This is a genomic window from Shewanella sp. M-Br (genome assembly GCF_036245925.1).
GTDB classification, from domain to species: domain Bacteria; phylum Pseudomonadota; class Gammaproteobacteria; order Enterobacterales; family Shewanellaceae; genus Shewanella; species Shewanella oncorhynchi.
Window position 1 is genome coordinate 60,817 of record NZ_BJBV01000001.1, and the last position, 24,124, is coordinate 84,940.

Annotated in this window: 22 protein-coding genes; 11 read left to right on the forward strand and 11 right to left on the reverse strand. The window is 43.7% G+C overall.

Annotation, left to right across the window (positions count from 1 at the left end):
• The first annotated feature begins 113 nt into the window (after positions 1 to 113).
• The gene (locus tag AAA952_RS00260) at positions 114 to 317 is read left to right on the forward strand and encodes a hypothetical protein (RefSeq protein WP_263165926.1); all 204 of its coding nucleotides are present in this window, start codon (positions 114 to 116) and stop codon (positions 315 to 317) included.
• Between the two features lie 371 nt (positions 318 to 688).
• On the opposite strand, the gene AAA952_RS00265 is transcribed toward AAA952_RS00260, so the two are convergent.
• On the reverse strand, positions 689 to 1,078 hold the full coding sequence (locus tag AAA952_RS00265) for a helix-turn-helix domain-containing protein (protein WP_198572176.1): 390 nt from the start codon (positions 1,076 to 1,078) through the stop codon (positions 689 to 691).
• 90 nt (positions 1,079 to 1,168) lie between these two features.
• On the opposite strand from AAA952_RS00265, the gene AAA952_RS00270 reads away from it, so the two are divergent.
• The 9 genes from AAA952_RS00270 (at position 1,169) to AAA952_RS00310 (ending at position 8,948) form a co-directional block, all read left to right on the forward strand.
• Entirely contained in the window at positions 1,169 to 1,672 is a 504-nt protein-coding gene (locus AAA952_RS00270) for a DUF2938 family protein (RefSeq protein WP_338253396.1), read from the forward strand.
• Between the two features lie 137 nt (positions 1,673 to 1,809).
• Positions 1,810 to 2,262, forward strand: coding sequence for a hypothetical protein (locus AAA952_RS00275; protein ID WP_330147194.1), 453 nt, complete (start codon positions 1,810 to 1,812; stop codon positions 2,260 to 2,262).
• Positions 2,263 to 3,092: 830 nt separating this feature from the next.
• Positions 3,093 to 3,410, forward strand: a complete 318-nt coding sequence (locus tag AAA952_RS00280; RefSeq protein WP_338253400.1) for a hypothetical protein — start codon at positions 3,093 to 3,095, stop codon at positions 3,408 to 3,410.
• 57 nt (positions 3,411 to 3,467) lie between these two features.
• Entirely contained in the window at positions 3,468 to 3,983 is a 516-nt protein-coding gene (locus tag AAA952_RS00285; protein WP_198572173.1) for a ClbS/DfsB family four-helix bundle protein, read from the forward strand.
• 30 nt (positions 3,984 to 4,013) lie between these two features.
• Positions 4,014 to 4,670 carry a Vat family streptogramin A O-acetyltransferase gene (locus AAA952_RS00290; protein ID WP_338253403.1) on the forward strand — a complete coding sequence of 219 codons (657 nt, stop codon included), beginning with the start codon at positions 4,014 to 4,016 and terminating at the stop codon, positions 4,668 to 4,670.
• Positions 4,671 to 4,846: 176 nt separating this feature from the next.
• Positions 4,847 to 5,683: an AraC family transcriptional regulator gene (locus tag AAA952_RS00295; RefSeq protein WP_338253405.1), complete on the forward strand. Its 837-nt coding sequence runs from the start codon at positions 4,847 to 4,849 to the stop codon at positions 5,681 to 5,683.
• A 125-nt stretch (positions 5,684 to 5,808) separates the two neighbouring features.
• Positions 5,809 to 6,654, forward strand: a complete 846-nt coding sequence (locus AAA952_RS00300; RefSeq protein WP_263199264.1) for an AzlC family ABC transporter permease — start codon at positions 5,809 to 5,811, stop codon at positions 6,652 to 6,654.
• The gene (locus AAA952_RS00305) at positions 6,651 to 6,953 is read left to right on the forward strand and encodes an AzlD domain-containing protein (RefSeq protein ID WP_219250232.1); all 303 of its coding nucleotides are present in this window, start codon (positions 6,651 to 6,653) and stop codon (positions 6,951 to 6,953) included. Before AAA952_RS00300 ends, AAA952_RS00305 begins: the two co-directional genes overlap by 4 nt.
• A 702-nt stretch (positions 6,954 to 7,655) precedes the next feature.
• Positions 7,656 to 8,948 (forward strand): aerolysin family beta-barrel pore-forming toxin, encoded by a 1,293-nt coding sequence (locus AAA952_RS00310; protein ID WP_338253410.1) that lies wholly within the window; start codon positions 7,656 to 7,658, stop codon positions 8,946 to 8,948.
• A 105-nt stretch (positions 8,949 to 9,053) separates the two neighbouring features.
• Here AAA952_RS00310 and AAA952_RS00315 read toward each other — a convergent pair whose 3' ends face one another.
• From AAA952_RS00315 to AAA952_RS00350, 8 genes are all read right to left on the reverse strand, one after another.
• Positions 9,054 to 9,767, reverse strand: coding sequence for a helix-turn-helix transcriptional regulator (locus tag AAA952_RS00315; RefSeq protein ID WP_028760503.1), 714 nt, complete (start codon positions 9,765 to 9,767; stop codon positions 9,054 to 9,056).
• Between the two features lie 109 nt (positions 9,768 to 9,876).
• A complete protein-coding gene (locus tag AAA952_RS00320; protein WP_173248657.1) occupies positions 9,877 to 10,326 on the reverse strand; it encodes a GyrI-like domain-containing protein in 450 nt (149 codons plus the stop codon).
• Positions 10,327 to 10,413: 87 nt separating this feature from the next.
• On the reverse strand, positions 10,414 to 10,797 hold the full coding sequence (locus AAA952_RS00325) for a VOC family protein (protein WP_028760505.1): 384 nt from the start codon (positions 10,795 to 10,797) through the stop codon (positions 10,414 to 10,416).
• Positions 10,798 to 10,971: 174 nt separating this feature from the next.
• Complete coding sequence (locus tag AAA952_RS00330) at positions 10,972 to 12,693, reverse strand: phospho-sugar mutase (protein ID WP_338253413.1); 1,722 nt, start codon at positions 12,691 to 12,693, stop codon at positions 10,972 to 10,974.
• Between the two features lie 172 nt (positions 12,694 to 12,865).
• On the reverse strand, positions 12,866 to 16,423 hold the full coding sequence (locus AAA952_RS00335) for an ABC transporter permease/M1 family aminopeptidase (RefSeq protein ID WP_338253416.1): 3,558 nt from the start codon (positions 16,421 to 16,423) through the stop codon (positions 12,866 to 12,868).
• A gap of 12 nt (positions 16,424 to 16,435) precedes the next feature.
• A complete protein-coding gene (locus tag AAA952_RS00340; protein ID WP_028760513.1) occupies positions 16,436 to 17,314 on the reverse strand; it encodes an ABC transporter ATP-binding protein in 879 nt (292 codons plus the stop codon).
• A 253-nt stretch (positions 17,315 to 17,567) separates the two neighbouring features.
• On the reverse strand, positions 17,568 to 19,106 hold the full coding sequence (locus tag AAA952_RS00345; RefSeq protein WP_338253418.1) for a hypothetical protein: 1,539 nt from the start codon (positions 19,104 to 19,106) through the stop codon (positions 17,568 to 17,570).
• Between the two features lie 195 nt (positions 19,107 to 19,301).
• Positions 19,302 to 20,288: a TerC family protein gene (locus AAA952_RS00350; RefSeq protein ID WP_131525740.1), complete on the reverse strand. Its 987-nt coding sequence runs from the start codon at positions 20,286 to 20,288 to the stop codon at positions 19,302 to 19,304.
• Between the two features lie 690 nt (positions 20,289 to 20,978).
• On the opposite strand from AAA952_RS00350, the gene AAA952_RS00355 reads away from it, so the two are divergent.
• Positions 20,979 to 22,604, forward strand: coding sequence for a peptide MFS transporter (locus tag AAA952_RS00355; RefSeq protein ID WP_338253420.1), 1,626 nt, complete (start codon positions 20,979 to 20,981; stop codon positions 22,602 to 22,604).
• Between the two features lie 25 nt (positions 22,605 to 22,629).
• Here the strand turns inward: AAA952_RS00355 and AAA952_RS00360 are convergent, their stop codons facing one another.
• Together AAA952_RS00360 and oleD are read right to left on the reverse strand one after the other, a co-directional pair.
• Positions 22,630 to 22,866, reverse strand: coding sequence for a DUF3624 domain-containing protein (locus AAA952_RS00360; protein ID WP_338253422.1), 237 nt, complete (start codon positions 22,864 to 22,866; stop codon positions 22,630 to 22,632).
• 35 nt (positions 22,867 to 22,901) lie between these two features.
• Positions 22,902 to 24,047: a 2-alkyl-3-oxoalkanoate reductase gene (gene oleD / locus AAA952_RS00365; RefSeq protein WP_263172196.1), complete on the reverse strand. Its 1,146-nt coding sequence runs from the start codon at positions 24,045 to 24,047 to the stop codon at positions 22,902 to 22,904.
• Between the last annotated feature and the right edge of the window lie 77 nt (positions 24,048 to 24,124).

Consider the following 24,124-nt stretch of genomic DNA (forward strand, 5'->3'; position numbering starts at 1 on the left):
GAAGTTCAGACTTTAGTTTAACTAATTCACGAAAAACACGGAGGCAGACATTTGCACCGAGAATAGTAATGTCTATGTACCAGTAAATTTTTACCAAAAAAGGATTTTATAAAATGAACATTGGAACTAAGGTTGGTCTTTTACTTTCTGTAACTGGTTGTGTGATTGGGGGATACTTCGGTCTTTCACCTGTCTATTCACTGCTACAATCAGGTGCTATATATGGACAAGAAGCTGGCTTATTTTTTGGAATTACAGGTATTGTAATTGGGAGCATGATAGCTGTGATGGCTTATTTTTCTTCGAGAAAGAATTAACAATCTAATACTATCTATATATGATGGACTAAGGCTAAAATTAATTAGCTTAGACTTAATATGAAACTTATCCATTTATTGGGCAGTATCTGGTTGGATTTGGGTTAAATACTTTTCAGAATAAATTTGTTTTCCATCACACAAGGTTGACATGGTGGGTGTTCGACGATAAGCACATCAGATCTTGTAGCACCCATTGTTTTAAAGCACCATCTATTTTAAATAAGTTTGATTAGCACAAAATAAGTTAAACGTTATTGCCAAGATTAAGTACTGATCATTCACTCCTTTGTGTGTCGAATTCAATTGCTAAATTTAAGTAACCACAATATTCCTTATACGCATAGCGAGTGATTGATTTCTATCACTGATTAAGATTCAAAAGACTTTACCGATTTCATTAGTTTTTGGAATGATGGACATTCTAAGTGATCTGATTGTGGGCAACTTGCTACATGGTTAAGACTATCTCGTATTGCTTTTAACCGCTTAATGTTGAGATCAATATCAGATTCTTTTTGCGCCAGTAAATTACGATCAATGGTCAATTGATTCGATTCATTAAACATCGTAGTGATTTCGTTTAATGATAAACCTGCAATACGTCCAAGTGAGATAACATTCAATTTATTAATGATTTTAGGGGCATATTGGCGTCTAAGTCCTTTTCTGCCAATGGATTGGATAAGTCCAATTTTTTCATAAAATCTCAATGTTGAAGGAGCTAATCCTGATTCGCGTGATACCTCTGCAATATCCATAACATTCACTCTTGACTTAAAGTTGACTTCAAGTTGTACCATGCCTGAACTATATCAATATCAGGAAAGAATACCAAGAGGGAAAACTGAATGGAGATTTCTATTTGGCTACAGTCAATATTAGTGGGTATTGGTGCCACATTAATAATGGATTCATGGTCATGGTCATGGTCATGGTGGCAAAAAAACATACTTCATAATCCAACTCTTGACTATACATTTGTGGGACGTTGGTTTATTTACAGAGGTCAGCTGGTTCATCGGCCTATTATGGCAACCCCATCTGTTAAAGAAGAAACCTTTCTGGGTTGGTTTCTGCATTATTTTATCGGTATTATTATTGCTTTAATTCATGTATTAATCTTTGGGGAGATGTGGTTATTTGAGCCAACGTTGACACCTGCACTAATGACTGGTTTTGTTACCATAGTGTTTCCTTTCTATGTCATTCAATCTTGTCTTGGATTTGGGATTGCAGCAAATAAAACACCTTCACCATGGAAAGCTCGGTGGCTAAGTTTACTGACACATAGCGTCTATGGCCTAAGGCTATTTTTTGCTGCTTTAAGCCTGAAATATTTAGTTCATGTTTAAACTTAGCTATCCATTAAAAACTTTTGTCACAATAATTTAGTTTAGCCAAAGCAATCGCCACTTGTAAAAAACAATGCTAATGTAATGATTCGTATAAAAAGTATAGCTTTCTAAGCAGAATCTGTCGGAGAAAAAGGATGTTTATCAGATATATTTTAATGCTCACTGCCGTGCTGCTATGCCTTTACCCAGTTTGGGGATTAGTGAGCCCAGCAAGCTACTTGCAGGAGATATTAGAGGTTTATCCCGATGCGGAACAAGCCAGTCATACTCAAGTACGAATTACGGCGGCTATTTTATGGATAAGCAATCTGACGCTATCATTTGCGTTACTATTTATTGCAAAATTCATTAAACAACCTCAAACGTACAAATTCGCGAAAATATCGTCTATTGCATTAATTAGCTATCCATTTATTCTGACGATAACAGAGGCAATTTCTCACAGTATTCTATACCGCCACCTAGAACATCCTACGTTGACAATCGAGTTTTCAGCGCAAAAATTGTTCTATTTCGTATTTGGCCTGATCATTCTGGGAATTTATCAATCCCAACAAGAGTACAAACGCGCCAAAGAGAATGGTTAATTTATCAACATATTTTGAGGAAAAACCATTGAAGTTCTTTACCTCTTTTATTTTTGCTTTTATTGGCTCAAAATTATTATTCAAATACTTCGATTTTCACTACGATATTTTTAGCGATCCTTTTGAACCATTGAAATTTATTATTGATACGGGTGTGTTCGTTGTTATTTTTATATCGACACAGATACTGTATGAAAAAATATTCAGTAAAACGAAGAAACAAGAACAGCCATAATTCCCCCAACTAATGCACATAGGGATAATACGCAGAGGGACCATGAATAATATATGCTGTTAACACGCTCATAAGCGCTAAGCGACCAACCGAAACCACATAGTAAGAAAGACAGGACTGGCTTGAATCTTTTAGAATTCACAGTTAACTCCGAAGTAACAGAATACACTTCCCCTCGGAGTTGCCGCTGGGCGAATAGACAAATTGCGTGAGTCTTGCCATGGATGGCAAGGTAGCTTTCGCAGGTGCAGGGACGCATCCTTCGGAAGCGATAGCAAATTTGGCAATGAGCACAAGGGGCTTTCAACTCCGTTGGGGCGTCTTGGAGCATCCAAGGAGGATAGGACGAGCAGTCCTCCTTGGTCGGGTGTGGGGTGAAGCCCCACGACTTTGACTTTGCTTTTAAATTATTTAACGAAGAAATATTTAACGAGACACTCATTGATAAATAGTTTGAATGCACTAATTGTGAGTAACAGACTATCAGCCATACCAAAGGCTTAATGGGATTCAGGTGTGGGATGAAGCCCCACGACGTTGATTTAGCCTTTAAAAATTAACCATCAATCATCCCCAAAATCACATAGGAACTGAGATGTTTTCCATGCAAAAAATCATTCTCCCACTGATCATGCTAAGTCTTGGCGCATTGCCTCTATATGCTCCAGCACAGGACACCAGCGCGTTATGGGGTAAAAAATACGCTGAGGTGAAATCGAGTTTATTGGCTGCTGGCTGGGTATTAGCCCCCGTAGCAGAAGATGAAACGCCAATGACAAAAGATTACCCTGAAATAACCTGTGGTAACGGCGCGATGGCAATTTGCTCTGTCGGCTTTAAGCAAGAAAATAGTACACTTGCCTTAGTTGTTGAATCTATTGAACAAGAGCTTATTGTGACAGGTGAATACTAAATAGCCCAATAGATGATGTTAAACTCAGCCTAAGCATCTAATGTAAACGAGGTAGTGATGTCATCTATCCCCCAATCAAAACAAGAACTTGAATTGGCTATTTATTCAGTTTTCCCCAAATTGATAGCTGACTATCGTTCAATCCCAGCCCAAATGTCCCGTGTGTGCAGCATAGAAGGAAACATCAAAGGTACACAAATGAGTGTAAGTGATACAGTCGCTTACCTTATTGGCTGGGGTAAATTAGTGCTCAAATGGTACGAGTTAACATCGCAAGCACTCCCCGTTGATTTTCCCGATACGGGTTATAAATGGAATCAACTGGGATTATTAGCAGAGCGATTTCATCATGAATATAGCCAATGGCAATATACTGATTTACTTGATGAATATGAAATGACAATGGAAAAATTGTCAACGCTGATTGCGAGTCTCAGTGATCAGCAACTATACGGCATAACTTGGTACGATAAATGGACTCTGGGCCGTATGATCCAGTTCAATACTTACTCCCCGATGAAGAATATGCGTACCAAAGTACGACGATTCAAAAAAGACAATGCATTACCCTAGTAAACAACTCTTTTAAGCACGGAGGTATTCATGCCAAGTACCCACACTCACCCGCAGTTAGGTCCAAATCCCAACGATAAAGCGCCGATGAAAGGCTTTCCTCAGGTTGGCTTTCTTAAAAATTTTATCACTCGCGAGAACATTATTGTCGGTGATTACACTTATTATGACGATCCAGCTGGTCCTGAAAGGTTCGAGTCGAATGTACTTTATCACTTTGACTTTATTGGCGATAAACTGAATATCGGTAAATTCTGTGCCATTGCGAAAGACGTGAAATTCATTATGAATGGCGCCAATCATCAAGTATCTGGCTTCTCGACTTATCCTTTTTATATCTTCGGCAATGGCTGGGAGAAAGCGGCGCCCAAGCCCGAAGATTTACCTTTTAAGGGCGACACCTGTATCGGTAACGACGTATGGATTGGTTATAACGCCACTATCATGCCTGGGGTGAAAATTGGCCACGGCGCCATTGTTGCCAGCCAATCCGTAGTGACAAAAGATGTACCGCCCTACGCTGTGGTTGGCGGTAATCCTGCCACAGTGATCAAGCTGAGATTCGAGCAAACTGTGATAGATGAGCTTGTTGCCATCGCTTGGTGGGATTGGCCGATAGAGAAAATCACTCAACACCTTGGGGCTATCGCGGGGGCAGAACTCACAACATTACAGCAGGCAACCTAAATAACGCCTATCGCGAGCAAGACTGAACGACAAGCATTAAGCAACACACATTAAAAAAAACGCCATTAAACGCAAACAAAATCCAATATGCGCAATTTTGTACAAAAGCACTGAGGGTTTCTGGGTTACTATCAGGCACAACCCGCCCATTCATACACTAAACACGAAGGCCTAGTGTGAACACAGAACATGCGGCCTACCAGATTGCCGATGAATTAGGTGGCCTCGAGTTACTCAATGCCCACTACCATAAACAAAACTTTAGTCGGCACACCCATGAAGGTTATACAGTCGGCGTGATTGAAACGGGGGCGCAGCGTTTTTATCGCACAGGTGGCAACCATGTGGCGCCAAAGCACAGCATCATTCTCGTCAACGCCGACGAAGTCCATAATGGCTGTAGCGCCACCGAGGGCGGTTGGTCCTATCGTGCCATGTATCCAGTACCCGCGCAGTTTGCCAATATTAACAGTGAGCTAGCATCAAACCGCGGTGCGCCCTATTTCCCTGAGCCCGTAGTGTACGATCCTGAATTAGCCGAACTGCTGCGCCTCACCTTTACTACCTTAGATACATCGGACAATCGCTTACTGCGCGAAAGCTTGGTCTATTCAAGCTTGACACAGTTGATGACACGCCATGGCAAGAATCGCCCAAGCGATGACCTCGCTGTAATCGCTAAGCCTGCGTTAGCACTGGTGAAATCCTTTATCGACGATCATCCTGCAGCCGACATCTCCCTTGAAGAGCTGGCAACACTCGCGGGATTAAGCCCCTATTATTTGCTGAAGCAATTTCAGCGTTATTACGGCTTACCGCCCCACGCTTACCAAATTCAAGCAAGAGTGAGACTCGCCAAAGGAAAAATCAAACAAGGCACACGGCTGCTCGATGTCGCCCTCGATTGTGGTTTTCACGATCAAAGTCACTTGAATCGACATTTTAAGAAGACAGTCGGTGTTACCCCGGGGCAATTTGCCAAAGAAATAGGCCGCAATATTATCCAAGCCTAAACAATCACTTTAAGTTAATCTGCCATGCTCATTCTTGCTTTCTCCTCGATTGACTAAGCAAGCAAGCTTATCCAAGCATTTATTGTTTAACAGCAACCCCGTCGCCGCTATTTTTAGGAGCCAAAGTGACCACCGACAAGCTTATAGAACCTAATGTTTATCCTGTGCATCCATCGAAATCCAAGGCATTTTTAAAAGGTACATTAGCCATGATGCCGTTGACAATAGCGGTTGTACCTTGGGGAATTTTAGCGGGCTCCTTCGCCATTGAGGTTGGGCTAACGCCCATTGAGAGCCAAGCTATGTCGGCGATTATCTTTGCGGGCGCGGCTCAATTAGTGGCACTCGGCATGGTGAAAGCCGGTATTGGTCTGTGGAGTATCTTAATTACGACGTTACTCATCACCTCACGCCATCTGTTATATGCAATGGCGATGCGCAGTCAAATCAGTCCTTTGCCGTTAAAGTGGCGCCTGACATTGGGCTTTTTGCTCACAGATGAACTGTTTGCCATCGCTAATCAAGGCAAGTTACATAAGTTCGACCCTTGGTACGCCCTTGGCGGCGGTTTGAGTTTCTATATCGGTTGGAACATAGCCACACTACTTGGCATAGTGGCGGGCAATGCGATCGAGAATTTAGATGAGATGGGATTAGATTTTGCCATCGCAGCCACCTTCATCGCTCTGGTCGTTCCTACCATAAAAAAGCCATCGATTCTCGTCTGTGTATTAGTCTCGCTCACCCTAGCAGTAGTATGCGCCGTTTTTAAAATTCAAGCGGGACTGCTCATTGCCGCCATTGCGGGAATGACGGCAGGTGTACTTTACGCCAAAGTGACCAAGGAAGCGGAACGCGCAGAACAATCCGCCAGTCACAGTCAGCTAGCAAGCGCACAGACCAAAACAGAAGTGGATACTGGAGTTGGGACTGACATTAAGACAAAAACATTGTCAGGAGAAAAAGCATGATTTGGTTAATGATCTTTTCAATGGCGGCGGTTGTGTTTATCAGTCGTCATTTACTACTTGAGCCTAAACTACCGCTGCGATTAAGTAAGGGCACCCAAACCTTTTTAAGTTACTCGGCCCCTGCGGTACTCACTGCGATCTTTGCGCCCATAGTATTTGTGCAGGAAGGTCAGCTCGATCTGAGCCTAGACAACAGCTATCTCATCTGCGCCTTAGTCGCTACAGTGTTGGCGCTCGTCACCCGTAATACCTTACTGACAACAGTGCTGAGTATGGGACTGTTTTTCTTTATCCACTAAGTCAACAAAGAGTCAGTGTTCAGCAACGGCACTGACTCTTGCATCAATCACTTACACTGTCCCTACCACTCTTTTACACAGCCTAACCCCTCTGAGACATCGCCCCCTAGAAAATTACTTCCACGTTATCTTGATTTTCCACAATCTTCATATATTTAGACTCTTATGTCTGTGCAACTAACAGTATCGGCTTTAACGGTATTTCACACATCGACGATAATGGAAGAGTGATGATATTTATCAGCAATAACAAAGGCTCAAACAATAAAAAAAATACTTAACCTAACCATATTCAAACTATTTAGTCTCTAAAACGTCCATTCAGAAATGTTATTTACAGCATCTATTACAGCACTCATCTCAGTATAGTTCTCGGAATGAAGAGTCCATTTAAAAAGTTTTACATAATAAAATGCCGCATAAATATTAATCCACATTCAAAAACCAACCAACCAAAAATTAAAGTAAATACACTATATTATAAAGTTCTAAATACCGTTTAAAAATAAAGTGATTAACATTTTTAACCAGATTAAAACACGCCTAAAATTAATTCATTTTTATTTTGTTTAATAAAAATAAAAGTGTTAGCTTTTTAGATGTGCCTAGCAGTAATGATTATTTATATGATTCAGGACTACATATAATTGCCATCGGCGCTCTCAATGAAAGGACGTATTTTATTAAAATAAAGGAACAATCATGAGAACAAAATCTAGCCTGGGTATATTAACTTTATCCTGTTTAACCGCACTTGGAACTGTTTCTTTGTTGGCCGAAGCTGCTATTCCGAATACTATTCCAAAACTGTCAATGGTAGAACACGCAGCCCCTGATCTTGATTCGCTTAAAAATGATGCAATTAACGACCCCTCGTTTATCAGCTCGTTATTCTCCTTAGGACACCATCTCGGATATGCATGGGCTGGCGGTACAGCATCCCAGTATGTTGGTGAAGACATCGAAGTCAGAAGAGAATCGAGCAACGAATACAGTCTTAAAGCCCGCTATAACGGTAATGATCCTTATGCAAGCGGCTACAGAGCGAATGAACGTTTGAAGGTAAATTTACAAAATATTCATTTCGTCACTAATCCTCAAAGTCTAAAGTTAGGTTCACCTCAAGTTTATGATCGTGAGGCTATTTATACTGCTCCTGTGGTTATCTATAACTGGGGCGATACCGAAGATACCGGTGTCGCCACTCTTAACTATGATTACACCACTAGCTGGGCCAAAACCGATAATTTCTCTTTCTCCGAGAAAATTGGCGTAACCAATAAATATGAAGTGGGTATTCCAGGAATAGGTGGAGCGAGTTCTGAAATCAGCGCCGAATTTTCTGCCAGCCAAGGTTGGAGTGAAACCGACGGCAAAAGTACAACGATTTCGAGTCAGGCGCAGTACCGCGCAATTATGCCGCCTCGCAGCAAACGTTATATCTCAATCACCCTATTTAAACAAAAGGCAGATGTCCCATACACCTCAAGTTTATATATGATGTACGATATAAAATATGAGAACTTCTTAAAATGGGGTGGTAATGCGCATATTAATCATCCGACAAATAGACCTAACTTCCCTTACACCTTTGGCGGAGCGAATGCGAATAATCTGAATGGACCAGAAGCCTTAGTCGATCAATATCTTCATCAAGATATAAACGGTTATGGTGTATGGGATTGGCCTGCTGCGATTAATTCGGCACAGTCAAAAAGTGGGTTTGAGTGGCAATTGGCGAATATTGTTAGACAACATGGCGCACCTATCAGCGGTAAATTTACTGCAATAGATTCAAGTCAATTTAATATCGATGCCAGTGAATCCTATCCACTAACGGATGAAGACATTGCTAATCGTCCTAAAAGCGCTCAAAAATTAGGACTGAGTCGCAATATTCAGGTTGCCGTCGGCGAGATCCAAAACAATGATGAAGATGGTTTAATCAAAAAACTGAATATTTCGCAATCAAACGAAGTCATGTTAAACAATTAAAAACGGTGAGCTTAGACTCTCAATAACAGCGATGACACTAGTATCAGAGAGATCTCGATACAACTAGCCCGTTACTAGCAAATTAAAAATGTAATACAAAGCCACTCATTCGAGTGGCTTTTCTTTCGCTTCTGCTCGCGCCTTTGATTGCTCATCCATCAGGCAAATATAATCTTCAAGCTCTTGCCCGAGAGTGAGATCAAAATGACGGTTTAACCGCACAAGACCTGTGATGCGATCGACCCTGAAATTACGAAAATCAGCACGTAGCTCACACCATGTCAGTAAGGTCCAAGTACCACGCCAAAAATAGATGGCGAGCGGCCTAACTTCCCGCTCGGTGACATCCAGTTTGACGTCTTGATAGAAGAGTTTGACGTATTCGCGGCGCTGAGCCGCATTACGCAAGGGATCGAGGAATTGAAACTCATTGGAATCGAGGTAAAAATCCGGTGAAAACATTAAGGATTGATAGGCTTGTAATCGTTTAGGCAACACAGCTTCGACTTTAATCATCGCCTGCCTCGCGGCGCTACCAAGCTCCTTACCACCCCAAGTTTGCACCATACGCATGCCAACTTGAATCGCTTCGAGTTCGGCTTCGTTAAACATCAAGGGCGGAACATTAACCTCGTGGCGCAACAAATAGCCGACACCCGCTTCCCCTTCAATAGGAATGCCACTTAAACACAGGTCCTGCACATCACGGTAAATCGTGCGTGTAGAAACCTCTAACCGTTCAGCCAACTCTTGGGCTGTGGTTAAGCGTTTATGTTTGAGAATTTGCACTATTTGAAATAGGCGGTCAGCGCGGCGCATTAGCTCTGGTTTAACCCTTTATCTATCAATCAGTTGATTAAGTATTATTATCCTAGATCAATCGCTGGTATGTCTTTGAATACACACTTGAGTGTTTTTACGATTTGAATCATAAAATCCCGATATAGATCTCAACCTCAGTAGCACTAAGATAGACTTCAAAATCCGTTTGATAGCGTCGCTGATGAGAGCAATCAGCCGCGCTAAAATAACCCCACACTTGCCCCCAAAGATCGATAACACACTGGGGCATATCACCCTGAGCGGTGAATTTTAGGTACTTGCCCGCGTTAAGCTCCAATGGCGTAAAATGACTTGCATCAACAGGGGCATCAATTGCCTTACCCACCAGCACAGAAAACTCGCCATTCATGTCTGACTCATAGTCATAATACACGCCATACATGGGCGAATTGAGCATAGCGGTGAGCTGGGATGATTCAAAAAAGGCTTGCCACAGACTACCTATTCTCGCGCTATCGACAGACATTTCTGCCCGATTATTCGTGCGGGTGCTTAGTCCAAGTAACGGTCGAGCATCAATATAAACCACATCCATCTTTGTTTCTTCCATAGAAATCTAAACCAATAGGTTAATGTTAGCGTCGTGCCTAAGGGCACGACGCTAACAATTTAACACTCGAAACTACTTATCCTTAGACCACAGACCGACTTTATTGCCTTCACTATCGGCAAATAACGCGATGTAACCACACTCTCCACCATTAATCGGCGTCACTGGCAGCAAAATATTCACATTGGCGGCAGCGAGTTTATCCACTAGCGGTTGTAAGTGGGTGCTGAAATGCAAATACACTGTGCTGCCCTGCATTGACGGCTGACTCATACTGCACTTGACTAGCCCTATGCTCGCCGCACTCGCATCCTCAGTGACTATGCTCGCATATTCCATGTCTTCCATATCGTCACGTTTAAACTCAACCCCAAAATGCTGTTGATAAAAAGCAATGGCACGGTTCATGTCACTGACAGGAATTTCACCCCAAACTAACGGTGCAATAGATAACATTTTCACTTTCTCCTTGTTGAAAAAATATCAATGATTCAAAACCTTATTCGTACAATTCAGGACAGAATCATTAACGGGCGACAACAAGAATAAAACAAGGCTACTGACAGCATGATGTCAGTAGCCTTTTAATAAAAGTGAATTTTGGCGTTTTAACTTAACCAGCAACCAAGATTATTTTGGCAAACTGGTTTGATGTGCCTGAATAAAATCATCCATGGCTTTGCTCGCCCTCGCTTGGACGCTGGCTAAGGTATCTGTATCAACCATAGTTTCTACCACTTCGTAGTAGCACTTAATTTTAGGTTCAGTGCCAGATGGTCTGACGATCACCCGAGCCCCGCCCGCTAAGCAGTAAGTCAATACATCGCTCGGTGGTAAGTCGATTTTCTCAATATTTCCATCGGCAAAACGACGCTCAAGCGCCTTTAAATCATCGGTTGAGAGCACATCTAACTCACCAATCTTCACCGGTGGATGCTCGCGCAAATAGGCGCCAATATTGGGCGTGTCAGGTTTTAGCGCAATGCTCACCTGCGCATTGAGATGGAAGCCATGCTCACGGTAAATTTGCTCGAGTCTGTCCCAAATCGTTTGCCCCTTCGCCACCAGCTCGGCAGTTAATTGGGCAAATGCCACCAGCGCCGACAAGCCATCTTTATCCCACACCATGCTGCCAACTGTGTAACCAAGGGCTTCTTCATAGGCAAACAGGAACTGATCCTCAGGGGACGTTTTCGCGATACCCACATTCATCAACCACTTAAAGCCGGTGAGCGTGGTAAAGCTTTGCGTGCCAAAACCTTGAGCAATCTTAGATAACAGACTCGATGACACTATCGTGGTGCCCGTAAGTCGCTGATTATCTTTAGCGTGAGATAACAAGTAATGCCCAAAGAGCACACCGACTTGATCGCCCGTTAGCATCTGGTATTCGCCATCATCGCGGCGCACTGCGACCGCAAAACGGTCGGCATCGGGATCGTTGGCACAGGCGAGCATAGCGCCGTGTTTTTTCGCCTCGACGATCACTAAATCCATCGCGCCCTTTTCTTCCGGATTGGGGAAGTTCACCGTCGGGAAATCCCCATCGGGTTCGCGCTGGGAGGCTACCGAATACACTTGGGTGAAACCCGCATCTTTCAATACGGTTTCAGCCATTTCAGCGCCCACGCCGTGCATGGCGGTATAGGCTAAACTGACCTTTTCTGGAGCCGTATGGTTTTGCAGCACCTCAGCTTGCTGCACGCCATGGCGATAGCTTTGGTAAAAATCGTCCTGCAGAATAATTAACTTACCTTGTTTTACCGCCTCATCATGTTCTAAAAACGGAATCACTTGATTCGCGGCGCGCTCAATTTGCGCGGCAATGCCAGAATCGTGGGGCGGAATAATCTGCGCGCCATTCTCCCAATACACTTTATAGCCATTGTATTGCGGCGGGTTATGACTCGCGGTCACTACAATGCCTGCTGCCGCATTAAAATGTTTCACCCCAAAGGCCACCAACGGCGTTGGCGCTACTTTGGACGTTAAGCGTACCTTAATCCCCATAGCGGTGAGCACACTCGCCGCATCATGGGCAAAATTAAATGAATCGTGGCGGCCATCATAACCAATCACCACGCCACGCTCGGCTGCATCTTTAATCTGATCAAGTAGATAAGCACCAAGGCCAGCAGAGGTTTGGCGAATCACCAAACGGTTCATCCCCATAGGCCCAGCGCCAACGACACCGCGTAATCCTGCGGTGCCAAATTCCAAGCGACCCGCAAAGCACGCTGCGAGTTCAGCTTCATTGCCGCTATCAATTAGGGTTTGTAACTGGGCTTGAGTGCGAGGGTCAGGATCATTTTCAAGCCAATGGTTTACCTGTAACTGCAGATGGGTATTCATATCACGCCTCATTGAAAATCATTTGCAATCACCTTAGGAAAAAGCACGTAGAAGAACAAGCTAATTTGCATTAATTTCAAAATGAGCCCAGGGTTTTGCCATAAAAAACGCACTATCTAACAGGTCATGCCAGATAGTGCGTTGGTTTTAACAAACTGGTTTCAAAACGGATTTAGAGTTTAAAGATATTGTCCTTCGTATCTCTGTCGATGAGCTTCACAAAGGGATCGACCCCCACATAACTGGGTTTTTCAGCCAAAGTGATCGTCAGCTTGTTTTCACCACTCACCAGCCTGTGCTTCTCAATCAATAACACCTGTTTGTCATCCTTTAGCTTATCGGGATCGGCACTAAAGGCACCGATATCGATGATGGCATCTAAAGGTTGTTCGGTTTCTTCACCTTTACCACTCGCGACTTTGCGACTGGCATAAATGCTCAAGTCAACTTGCGTCTTACCATCAGGCAGAGTGGTCATGACCGCATTGGTTAACCTGAGGTCGTAGAGTGTGATGTAATTAAAAGACTCATCGATAAAGCGGGCTTGCGCTTCATCTATGCCTTGCTCAAGGTAACTAACTAAATCCAATGTGGTTGGGAAAGGATCGTTACGATACTGATAACGTGCTAAGAATGCCTTGAGATTAGCGTTGAGTTTCGCTTCACCTAACACATCTTTAATCGCCATCATCACCACTGAGCCTTTCTGATAATGAATGTACTGCTGATTTTCACTGCGCAGCAAAGGCATCTCCTTTATGGACTCGGATGAACGGCCGCGTAAATATCTATCTAATTCGTATTTCAAGAATTTACGGATCATTTTATCGCCATACTTTTTCTCCAGCACCATCAACGCCGAATACTGCGACAAGCTTTCGGATATCACAGCACTGCCCTGCACATCGGCAGCGCCCACTTGGTGTCCCCACCATTGATGTGCCACTTCATGGGCTGTAACGTAATACACAGGATCGATATTATCCTCATTGCGTAAATCAGTAATAAAACCAATACGCTCTGAGTAAGGCACTGTATTAGCAAAACTTTGTGCAAAACTACGGTAACCCGGAAACTCCATAATTCGCATTTGCTTATGCTGATAAGGCCCAAATGCTTGTGTGTAGTAATCGATAGAATCTTTAACGGACTCTATCATGCGCGCAACGTTCCAAGGATGCTCCGCATGGTAGTAAACCTCAACCGCAACACCATTGTGCTCAGTTTTTTCCACCTGATAACGGCCCGAAATAATGGCGTAGAAATTCACCATAGGGCTATCCATCGAATAATGGAAATACTCACGCCCATCCTGCTGCCACTGTTTTTGCAAATACCCTGGCGCTAATGCAATTTGATCTGCACTTGTCGAAATAGTGGCTTCAAACTGAATGAAATCACCATCGACACCAAAGAAGTTTTGCGTGTAGTAACGGCTGTCTTCAAGCTTGTTCGCTCGAGCTTTTTCGGCTAAATCGCGCTTTTCGCGCTCGTGGCGATCCATCAGCTCATAGCCGTCTTGATAACCAAAGAGGGGCAATAGTTCGAAGTTGTTGATGAAGGTGCCATTTTCAACCACAGACATATCAAAGCCAGCTTCAGCAATACCCACAGACTGACGTACTAATTGAATGTCCCCTTGCACCACCTGCCCAGGCTGCACAGGTGTCGAAAAGGTCAACCAAGCATTGCGATAGCGGCTATCTAACTCACCTAAGTTTGTATTCGGGATATTGATTTTTACCGTTTCGGCCTCAGTATGCTCGGGCCACTGCACTAACATCCTTTCGATTGGTTTATCTGACTTGTTTTGCCATTCGAATATCACCTTAGCAACAATTTTTCGCTCTTCAGGGAAAATATCAATATTCGCGTTGACCTTAGTGGCCACTAAAATCGGCATGCTTTGGTATTGTTTGAAGGCCTTCTCATAATCGGCTTGCAGATCTGTGGTTTCATCTTGGGTTAAATAATGATTCAACACTTTTGTTTGGTAGAACAAATAACTGCCCATACCCAAAAACACCACCAAAGCAACGCTCACAATAGCTTTGCCACTAAAACCAAGCTGATAACTCAGTAATCCCATACGGGTTTTAAGGCTTTGCTGCGGTCCGCGATGGTACAAGCCATAACCTAAAACAAACAGGATAAGGCTAAAAGCCCCCCAGTAAATCATATAGAGTGCATGACTTAATAAACCCCAACCGTAGCCGTTCATATCCGAGTAAATTAAGGTCGGTGATTGACCAAAGTTATATAAGCTATGGCCAAATCCCCAGCTTGCCATAACAAATGTCGTTAGATAATAAGCAACAAATAGTCCCATACCTGCGTACTTATTTGGGCTAAGCACTTGCAGGAAAAACGCCAGCACAGCGGTCATCAACAGCGGAAGGAGGTAATAAAATCCCAGTCGAATAAGGTACTGAGCAATCTCAAGATTGGCTTGACCTTTTATCAATTGAAATACAATTGTGGTACACATTGCAAGCACATAGAGCAAGGTCATCACTATGACCACAGACACTAACTTTGAGCCCCAAAAGCTTAAGTTTGATACAGGAACGCTATCGACGATATCTCCCATTCCTGAACTGCGTTCACGCCAGACGATTTCTGCGCTGTAATAAATCAGCACTATCACCATCAATAGCCCCGTCGCGCCGGCAATGTTATTCACCATATCTTGGGTTAATGGCCAATTAGATGTGCCGTACCAACCAAAATCATCGAACATGGGGCCGACTAAATTGAAAATAGTCAGCACACCTAACACCACAAATGGCGCGGTAAATAGTACTTGCCGTACTTCAAATTTAACCCGCGTCCAAAATTGCTGGCGACCATTAGGCTCAGTTGCCATAGCCAATTGTGCCAAAGGCACTAAGCTAGGAACTTTTCCTGCTTTATCGGATTTTTTCTCACGTTTCTTAGTCAAACTCGGCTGACGGAAAATCCCTGAAACGGCCAGTAATACACAGGCAATTCCAAACCATATCGCCCTGTTTTGCAGCACGAGTCCTGAGAATTCAATTAACTGGCTATTCTTCTCGCTAATGGTCCAGTAACGGGTCACTTCGGCAAAGGTGCGCAGCGCAAAGGGATCAAGCAAAGCAGCAATAGTACGATATTGTGGCTGACTCGCCATTTCGCCCGTCAAGGTATAAAGCACCAACATGGCTACAGCGGTCAGATAGAGCGCCATTAAGGAACGAAAATGACTTGCCATCGCATAGAATAGAGTCGAGATCAGCAGCAAAGTCGGCATGGCGAGTAAAAAATACGGCACAAGATAATTCGATAACGCAAAAGGTCCAAAACGGCTAGCATCGACCCATGGCATAAAAGAGCCGAGCATTAACCCTATGGGGATAAAGGCAAATACCATCATCACCACAACAAAACTGCCGAGAAATCGACCAAATTGGTATGCAAATGGTGATAGGGGTTTGCTATAAATCAGCTCTTCCATCAAATGCTGATGATTGCGAATAGCCGTGCTACCCACAAAATTCACCACGGCAAACATGGAAATAAGTCCCATGATCAACATGGTTTGAGTAATCCCAAATGGGCTGTTTTTCATCACCTCACCGCCGCTACCAATTTGAATATTGTTAGAGACGACTGATAGAAAACTCATTAAAAACAATAGAAAAGAAACAACATAAAAGGATGGCTGACGCAAATAATAACGCCACTCAAACCTAAGCATTGATAACAACATATTGATATCTCCTTAGGCAGCCTGACGGCGGTGACTGAGTAAAGTCGAAAAATACAGATCTTCAAGCCCAGCAGTCGCAGGGGTAAATCCTTCAGGACAAGTTTCAGCCATCACATTCAGTACTGTGCGTCCCGCTAATAAACGCTTAGAAATCACAGGTAATTGCGCTTCAAGCTCCTGTGCCTGTGCTTGACTCACAGTCTTAGTCCAAATTTTTTCCGTTAATTCACCCACCAATTGATGTGGATTGCCTTGAAGCAGAATTTTACCCGATGCCAAAACCGCCATATTAGCGCAGAGTTCAGACACATCTTCGACAATGTGAGTCGAGAGGATTACCACTTTTTCCTCGCCTAAACTCACCAGCAAGTTATGGAAACGGTTACGTTCTTCGGGATCGAGACCCGCGGTAGGCTCATCCACAATCAATAATTTAGGATCCCCAAGCAAGGCCTGAGCAATACCAAAACGCTGACGCATACCGCCAGAGAAACCACTCACGGCTTTATTTTTATGCTGATAAAGATTGGTGTGTGCCAGCAATCCTTCAACTGCTTCTTTACGCAGCTTGCTTTGATTAATGCCTTTAAGAATGGCTAAATGATCTAACAGGTCATAGGCGCTAATACGCGGATAAACATTAAAGTCCTGGGGCAAATATCCCAAGGTTTTACGCAGCGCTTGAGGATCGGCTAATACATCAATACCGTCAAACACTATGCTGCCACTATCGGCGCTTTGCAGGGCGGCAATAGTACGCATGAGTGATGACTTTCCCGCACCATTGGGTCCGAGTAAACCAAACATCCCTTTGGAAATCGTTAAATCAACACCATCGAGTGCTTTAACACCGTTATCATAGGTTTTAGTGAGATTAGAAATAGTCAGCATGCTTCCCTCTTGCGTCTGTGAGTTCAAAATACCAACAAACTATCACATAAAATTAACCTTTACAGTAGTTATCAAGATATTCATGTACTTACAGAATGCTAGCCAGCAAAACAAACTACATATTCTTAATCCCTAAAATAGCAAAAGGGACTCTATTTGAATCCCTTGCTATTGAAATACAATATAAAAGTAAAAATATGCCACGAATTAAAATATAGCGGACTAAATACAATTAGTTACATAAACACCAACATTAACGAGAGGGTAAAGTGCCATCAAATACGCGCACTTTGATGTTCTTTTTCAGGTTATCTTGGTCTTGTTGCCATTCTTGCCACTGGGTGAGACTGATACTGAGCTGCAATGAAAAATCAGTAGAAATCCACTGTTTTTGCCCTTGAGTATATTTAGGTGCAGGGACTATGTTACTGGGTCCAACGAAGGACGCAGAACACATAAAGGTTTTGAAATACACTTGGTCAATCGATAAATCGAGGGCGCTGGGCGATGTTAAACATTGACCACTGCCCGGCTCTTGATACGAGGCAAATTGGTACAGGATTGCCGGTGTATTATTGGTACTATCGGGAACTGAAGCAGTTTGATGACAAGATAAACAGCTACTTAATGCATTATCCGCAGGGCCATTTAAACGCCCATTACACCCTAAGTGTCCCGCATTGGTGTGCTCATTCAAACGGCCAACGACCTCTTGAAATACGGCGCTATCCTTAAGCCCTGTGATTGGGTTTTGAGGGAATGCTGCCGCTCCCACTGTTGCTGGCGGCGTGTCATTCCCCCACATTAATCCCAGAGGTGAGATACGATCCCAAGGATTTTTCTCTTTCGCTTTAAACTGACCATCGGCGACAAAAGTGCCATAGGCCCAGCCCACGGGTGAACGGCTGTCGCGCACTGCAATATCAAACTGCAATAAGTACACATCGGCGACAGAGCGCGGGCATTGCTCTGTTTCCTGTTGGAAACTACAGGCACTGCCATCGGCGTTTTTACATACACAGAAATCACTGGCACTGATATTGGCTTGCCAAACAGGTACATTTTCAAGGAAAGGATAGTTATTAGGCGTTGCAGTAGTAAACAATAACTTGCCAATCACACTGCCTTCATTAAATGCAAAATTTTGCTGGGGCATCACAGGTGATGGTGCCCCCGTCCATACCTTGCCAATGCTGTTTGCCGCCTGAGGATTATAAAAACCCACCGCCCACATAGTGGTTTTAAGGGAGCCTTGGCCTTTTATCTCCATAGTGACGGGGGCTTCTCGGGTCAAGCCATGGATAAATTCCCGCCCACTCATGGGATCATAGGTCTGATAGGGAATATGGTACCAAGAGCGCACCTTGTTGTTACACAGATCCCAGTCTTTACTGACATCGCCTTTGTCGATGTTTCCCTCTTGGATGTACTTCATCACAGCCCAGAGGTATTGCTCAGCTTGGGTATTTTTATCACTTTCACTCAGATTTTTATCAAAGGGATTGAATTTAAGCCAAGGTGCAGCGCTATCTGGTTTGGCACTCGAATAAGCATCACTGAGGCTAAAAATAGGCCCCTTCCAGCCAGAATAGGCTTGATTAATGGTGACCTGATTATCCCACATACCTGTTTTTGTAAAAGCAGGATCTTGGAAGTAACTTGGATAGGCTCCAGTACAGGTTGAATTTGCGTTAGATCTAGTGTTGGGCGATTGCTTATCTGCAGCTTTTGCGTTGACTGTGGTCAATGAACAAACGGTGAGCAGAAGTATGGCGGTAATGTTGAGTTTCATAATATCGTCCTTGAAGAGTATTAGTCCTAAAAACTCCCTTTGTGAGCCCAAAACTAACAACGGCTCGAATTAAGCATAGACTAATTTTTAACATCTTCTGTAAAGCTTAACGATTCACATATTAAGGATATAAAAAAGGCCGTTTAGTATGACTAAACGGCCGAAACATATTACTTATTGGACTAGCCGTCCAAGCTATTTCTCAACTTCTTGCCCGCGCGTCTTCCACAGCGAATACAGGACACCTAAAACTAACAGACCAAAAGTCACACCAAGGGACACGGCCGTAGGGATAGTAAAGTCCACGATTCCCTCGTGGTTGAAATACACTAAACCCACTTTCACCCCAATAAACACTAATACTACTGACAGCGCGTATTTAAGGTATTCAAAACGATGCACCATAGCAGCCAACGCAAAATACAAAGCACGTAGCCCCAGAATCGCGAAGATATTCGAGGTATAGACGATGAAAGGATCTTGGGTAATCGCAAAAATAGCTGGAATACTGTCGACTGCAAACACCAAATCCGCGGTTTCCACTAAGATCAACGCCAAGAATAACGGCGTCGCCCACCATCCTTTTGTTAACTGATGATCTTCGCCACGAACCCAGAATTTTTCTTTATGCAGCGTTGGCGTAAAACGCATCTTAGTGCGTAACCATTTATAAAACTTATTGTCTTGGATATCACCGTGCTCATCGTTTGAGAAGAGCATTTTCACGCCAGTGAAAATCAAGAAGAGTCCAAATAACACAAGTACACCTTGATACTGGGCAACAAGCACAGCACCAAGACCGATCATAATGGCGCGCAACACTATTACGCCCATAATGCCCCAGAAGAGCACTCTATGTTGGTATAAACGTGGGATACCTAAGCTACTGAAGATTAACGCGATAACAAATACGTTATCCATAGACAGTGATTTTTCAATCAGATAGCCCGTTAGGTATTCCATACCGGCGGTTGAACCCTTGTACCACCAGAGCCAGGCCCCAAACAATAAGCCCATACAGATATAAAAGGCTGAAAGCTTTAAACTTTCAGCCACGGTAATTTCATGCTGCTCCTTGTGCAATACGCCAAGGTCAAAAGCTAATAACGCCAGCACAAAACCGAAAAACATTAACCAAACCCAAAGCGGGTAACCCACAAATAGGGTGGTAAAAAACTCCATAAGTCTCCTTAGTAACACATAACGACTGATCTAAATCAGTAAAGTTGAGCAGATAGACATTAACTCATTGTAGAAATATAAACTGTGAAATCTTATATGAAAAATGCAACTATCAAGATTAAAATTCTTTTATAATCAATATGATTATGGTGCTTATTTATACTTATGCCTCGAATAAGTTCACTTCTCAATCACTGCGCTTCCCTGAGAAAATCATCTAACCCACCCATTTGTGACATTCATTTAGATAGCAGCCTCGAACAAGCGCGTAGATGCTCTACCAATAATGCAAAATCGCTATCAAACATAAAACTTATACCATCCATTAAACGACGAGCTACAGCTAAATCAAGGCTAAAGCGGCTAAGATAAAACAGCCACAGTTGAATTATGGCCACTATTTAGCACTCATTTCTTAACTGAAAATGAATTAATTTAACCGCTTAGTATTGCTATAGCGAGCCTTAAAGAACGGCTAAAAATGTTAGTTATACAAAATATTCATCACTTTCAAGACCCTTGGCTGTTCCATATCATCCGAGTGTGATTAACTGCTGCAACAGCGCCGTTTTTTAGCGATCAAAAGCGCCGCGATAATCACAAATAATGAAAAATAATTAATAAAATTCATTACGATAAAATGAATCATTAGCTGCTCGGCGCATAAAGTGCCAGCAATGGGAGTCTTAAGTGTCAATAGAACAAAACCTGCCGCACACAATGCAGGGCCCACAAGGCTCGCCCCCAACTGAAATGCTATTTGGGCATCCTAAGGGCTTATTTGTCTGCTTTTTTACCGAAATGTGGGAACGCTTCTCTTTCTACGGTATGAAAGCATTACTGTTTCTTTACCTGATTAAATATCATCTATTTACCGATGAATTTGGTTACAACGTGATTGGTGCTTACGGTGCCTTAGTGTATGCCATGCCCGTAGTGGGTGGCTTATTGGCCGACCGCTATATCGGCATGCGTAAAGCGGTGATCTTTGGTGGTGTTTTATTGGTGCTCGGCCACTTAGGTATGGCCTTTGAAGGCCATCAAGCGGTTATCGTTGCAGGTGAAATTCAACGGGATGAACAAGCGCTGCAAGTATTCTATTTATCCCTCGCCTTAATCATTGTCGGTGTGGGTTTTTTAAAACCCAATATTTCCACCATAGTCGGTCAGCTTTATCCTAAATCATCCGCTAAGCGAGATTCTGGTTTTACCATTTTCTACGCGGGCATCAACTTAGGCGCCACCTTAGCCCCGCTAATTTGCGCTTATTTAGGTGAAACCTATGGCTGGAAGTACGGTTTTGGTTTGGCAGGTTTAGGGATGTTAGCAGGTTTGTTGGTGTTTATTCGTGGCAAAAAACATCTGCAAGGCTTCGCCGAACCCAGAGATCCTGCGCGGATTTTAAAGAAAACCGCTGGCATAACGACAGAACAATGGATTTACTTAAGCGCAATTGGCAGCGTAATCATAGTCTGGGGGTTGATTCAAACCCACTCCCTCGTACTTTCGATTAGCAGTTTATTACCCGCTGTGAGCCCAGTGATTTGGTTCTTGCACTCAGTATCACTAGTGCTCGCCCTCGGGATTGGCTGGTTCATGGTGAAACATTGTAATCCGATTGAACGTCAACAGATGTCGGCTTTGCTGCTTTTCATCGTTGCGGGTTTGGTCTTCTTTGGTTTATATGAGCAGACCTATGGCTCTTGGGTAGCATTTTCGGACCGTGTGATGGACCGTAACATGCTCGGTCTCGAATGGAGCGCGGGACAATTGACCTTCCTCGGTGCCTTCTTTGTGATCAGTTTGTCGCCTATCTTCGCTTGGCTGTGGCCAGCCCTCGCCCGTAAAAATTGCGACCTAAGCAAACCGGTTAAAACCGCACTCGGTATTTTGTTCGCGGGTTTATCCTTTATGGTGCTTGTGCTCGGGATCCAGATGCCGCTAAGCAGTGGCTTAGTGAGTATTTGGTTCTTAGTCGCGGCTTATTTTGTATTAGAAATCGGGGAGTTATTGTTGTCGCCCATAGGCTTATCTGCCGTGACTCAGCTTTCGGTAAAACGCGTAGTCAGCCTGATGATGGGTGCTTGGTTCCTCGGCACTTCATACTCTGAAATCTTAGCCGCCGAATTAAACAAACTCGCCGCGATTGATACCCAAGGCGGCGTGATAAGTGACGTACCGAGTGCGATGGCGCTATACGAACAACTGTTTATCTTCTCGGCGCAAATTGGCGTGGTGATGGCATTAGTCTTCTTTGCCCTTGCGCCATTAATGAAAAAAATGATGCACGAGAAAATGGCAACTAACTCAGTTTAAGCATACAAACAGAAAGTCAGTTGGCTTACTCTCGCCCTCTGAGGCGACGGTAAGCCAATACGATAAGGTGCAAAGCAAGTAACCCCGTAAAAGCCGCGCAGAAAAACAGTAATGCAATCGAGTTTACATCCCTAGGCGCATCATAATAAAGCCACCACAGCGGCCAACCGATAGCCGACAAAGCCGTAAGCTGCCACATACATCGTTTGCAGCGACCAATCTGTTGCCTGAAAATTGACGTTTTACAATCACCGCAACTCATAAACCCCCAATACCATGATGGCAGTATATCTAAAACTAAAGCGACACTTTAAGCCTTGCCATCCCTTGATTAATAGAGACGAGCGCACGATAACCTAAATCTCGTTTAGCTGCGCTGATATCAAAATAATGGCTGCAGGATAACTGCCGTGCGACAAAACGGGTCATCATGGGCTCTTCTTGCTTCTTTAGGAGGTAATGTACACTTTCCAATACTGCGCCTACTACATAGGCCACAAATTGAGGCACACGCTTAGTCACTGGCGGTAAAGCATCGCAGGCCAAAATCAGATTGATCATCTCGGCCATAGTGATGGGTTCATCATTACTCAGAAAATAAGCTTTCCCTTGACACTTAGGCTTTGCTTGGCAAAGTTCCAGTGCCGCCAGCACATGGGCATAGGCAGCATTGTCGATGTAGATGGTATCGACCAGCTTATCTTCGCGGCCAACCAGTTTAAGCTTACCTAAACGCCCGCGCGACAATACCCGTGGCACTAGATGGGGATCGCCAGGCCCCCATATCAGATGCGGCCTGAGTGCGACGGTTTTTAACGCATAGGGTGCAGTGGCTTGAGTCGTCACTTGGCTAGATACTTGGGTCACATCAGGATTTTCAAGTGGCATGTCACCCACTTGATTGGCATCGAGCATCATCTTTTCAGCGATGGCTTTAGAGTGGGCATAATGATTCAGGAATCTTGTAGCATAGGGAGTAGACTCATCAATACCCGATTCATCCTGCCCTGCAAAGGTCACACTCGGGGTACTGGTATAAACTAACTTATCTATTTTTAATGCCTTACAAGCGGCAATCACATTGGCAGCACCCTTCACATTCGGACAAAAATAGCTGTCTCTGTCACCCCAAACACCCGCTTTAGACGCCACATGAAATACGATATCGCAGCCTTGCATCGCCTGTTGCAGCAGATCTTTATTGACTAAATCCCCTTGCAACATGACTACGCCCAGTGCTTCAAGTTCGGGATAATGCCCACGCGCAAAACCTGTGACCTTAATGCCCGCAGCTAACAATCTCAGGCAAATCGCTTTACCTAAAAATCCCCCCGCCCCCGTGACAAAGGCGTGTTGCACCTTAAGCGCGAGCTGCGCGAGTGCCGTTTGTTCAGCCGCATCAAATTGGGCAAGCGTCGTGCTCTTAATTGGGTCTTTCGTCATTAAGGGTATCCATTTCAGCACATTTACATGAACTTAAAGTCGGTGTAATAAGTTTAAAATAAGCACAAGGGCTTAAA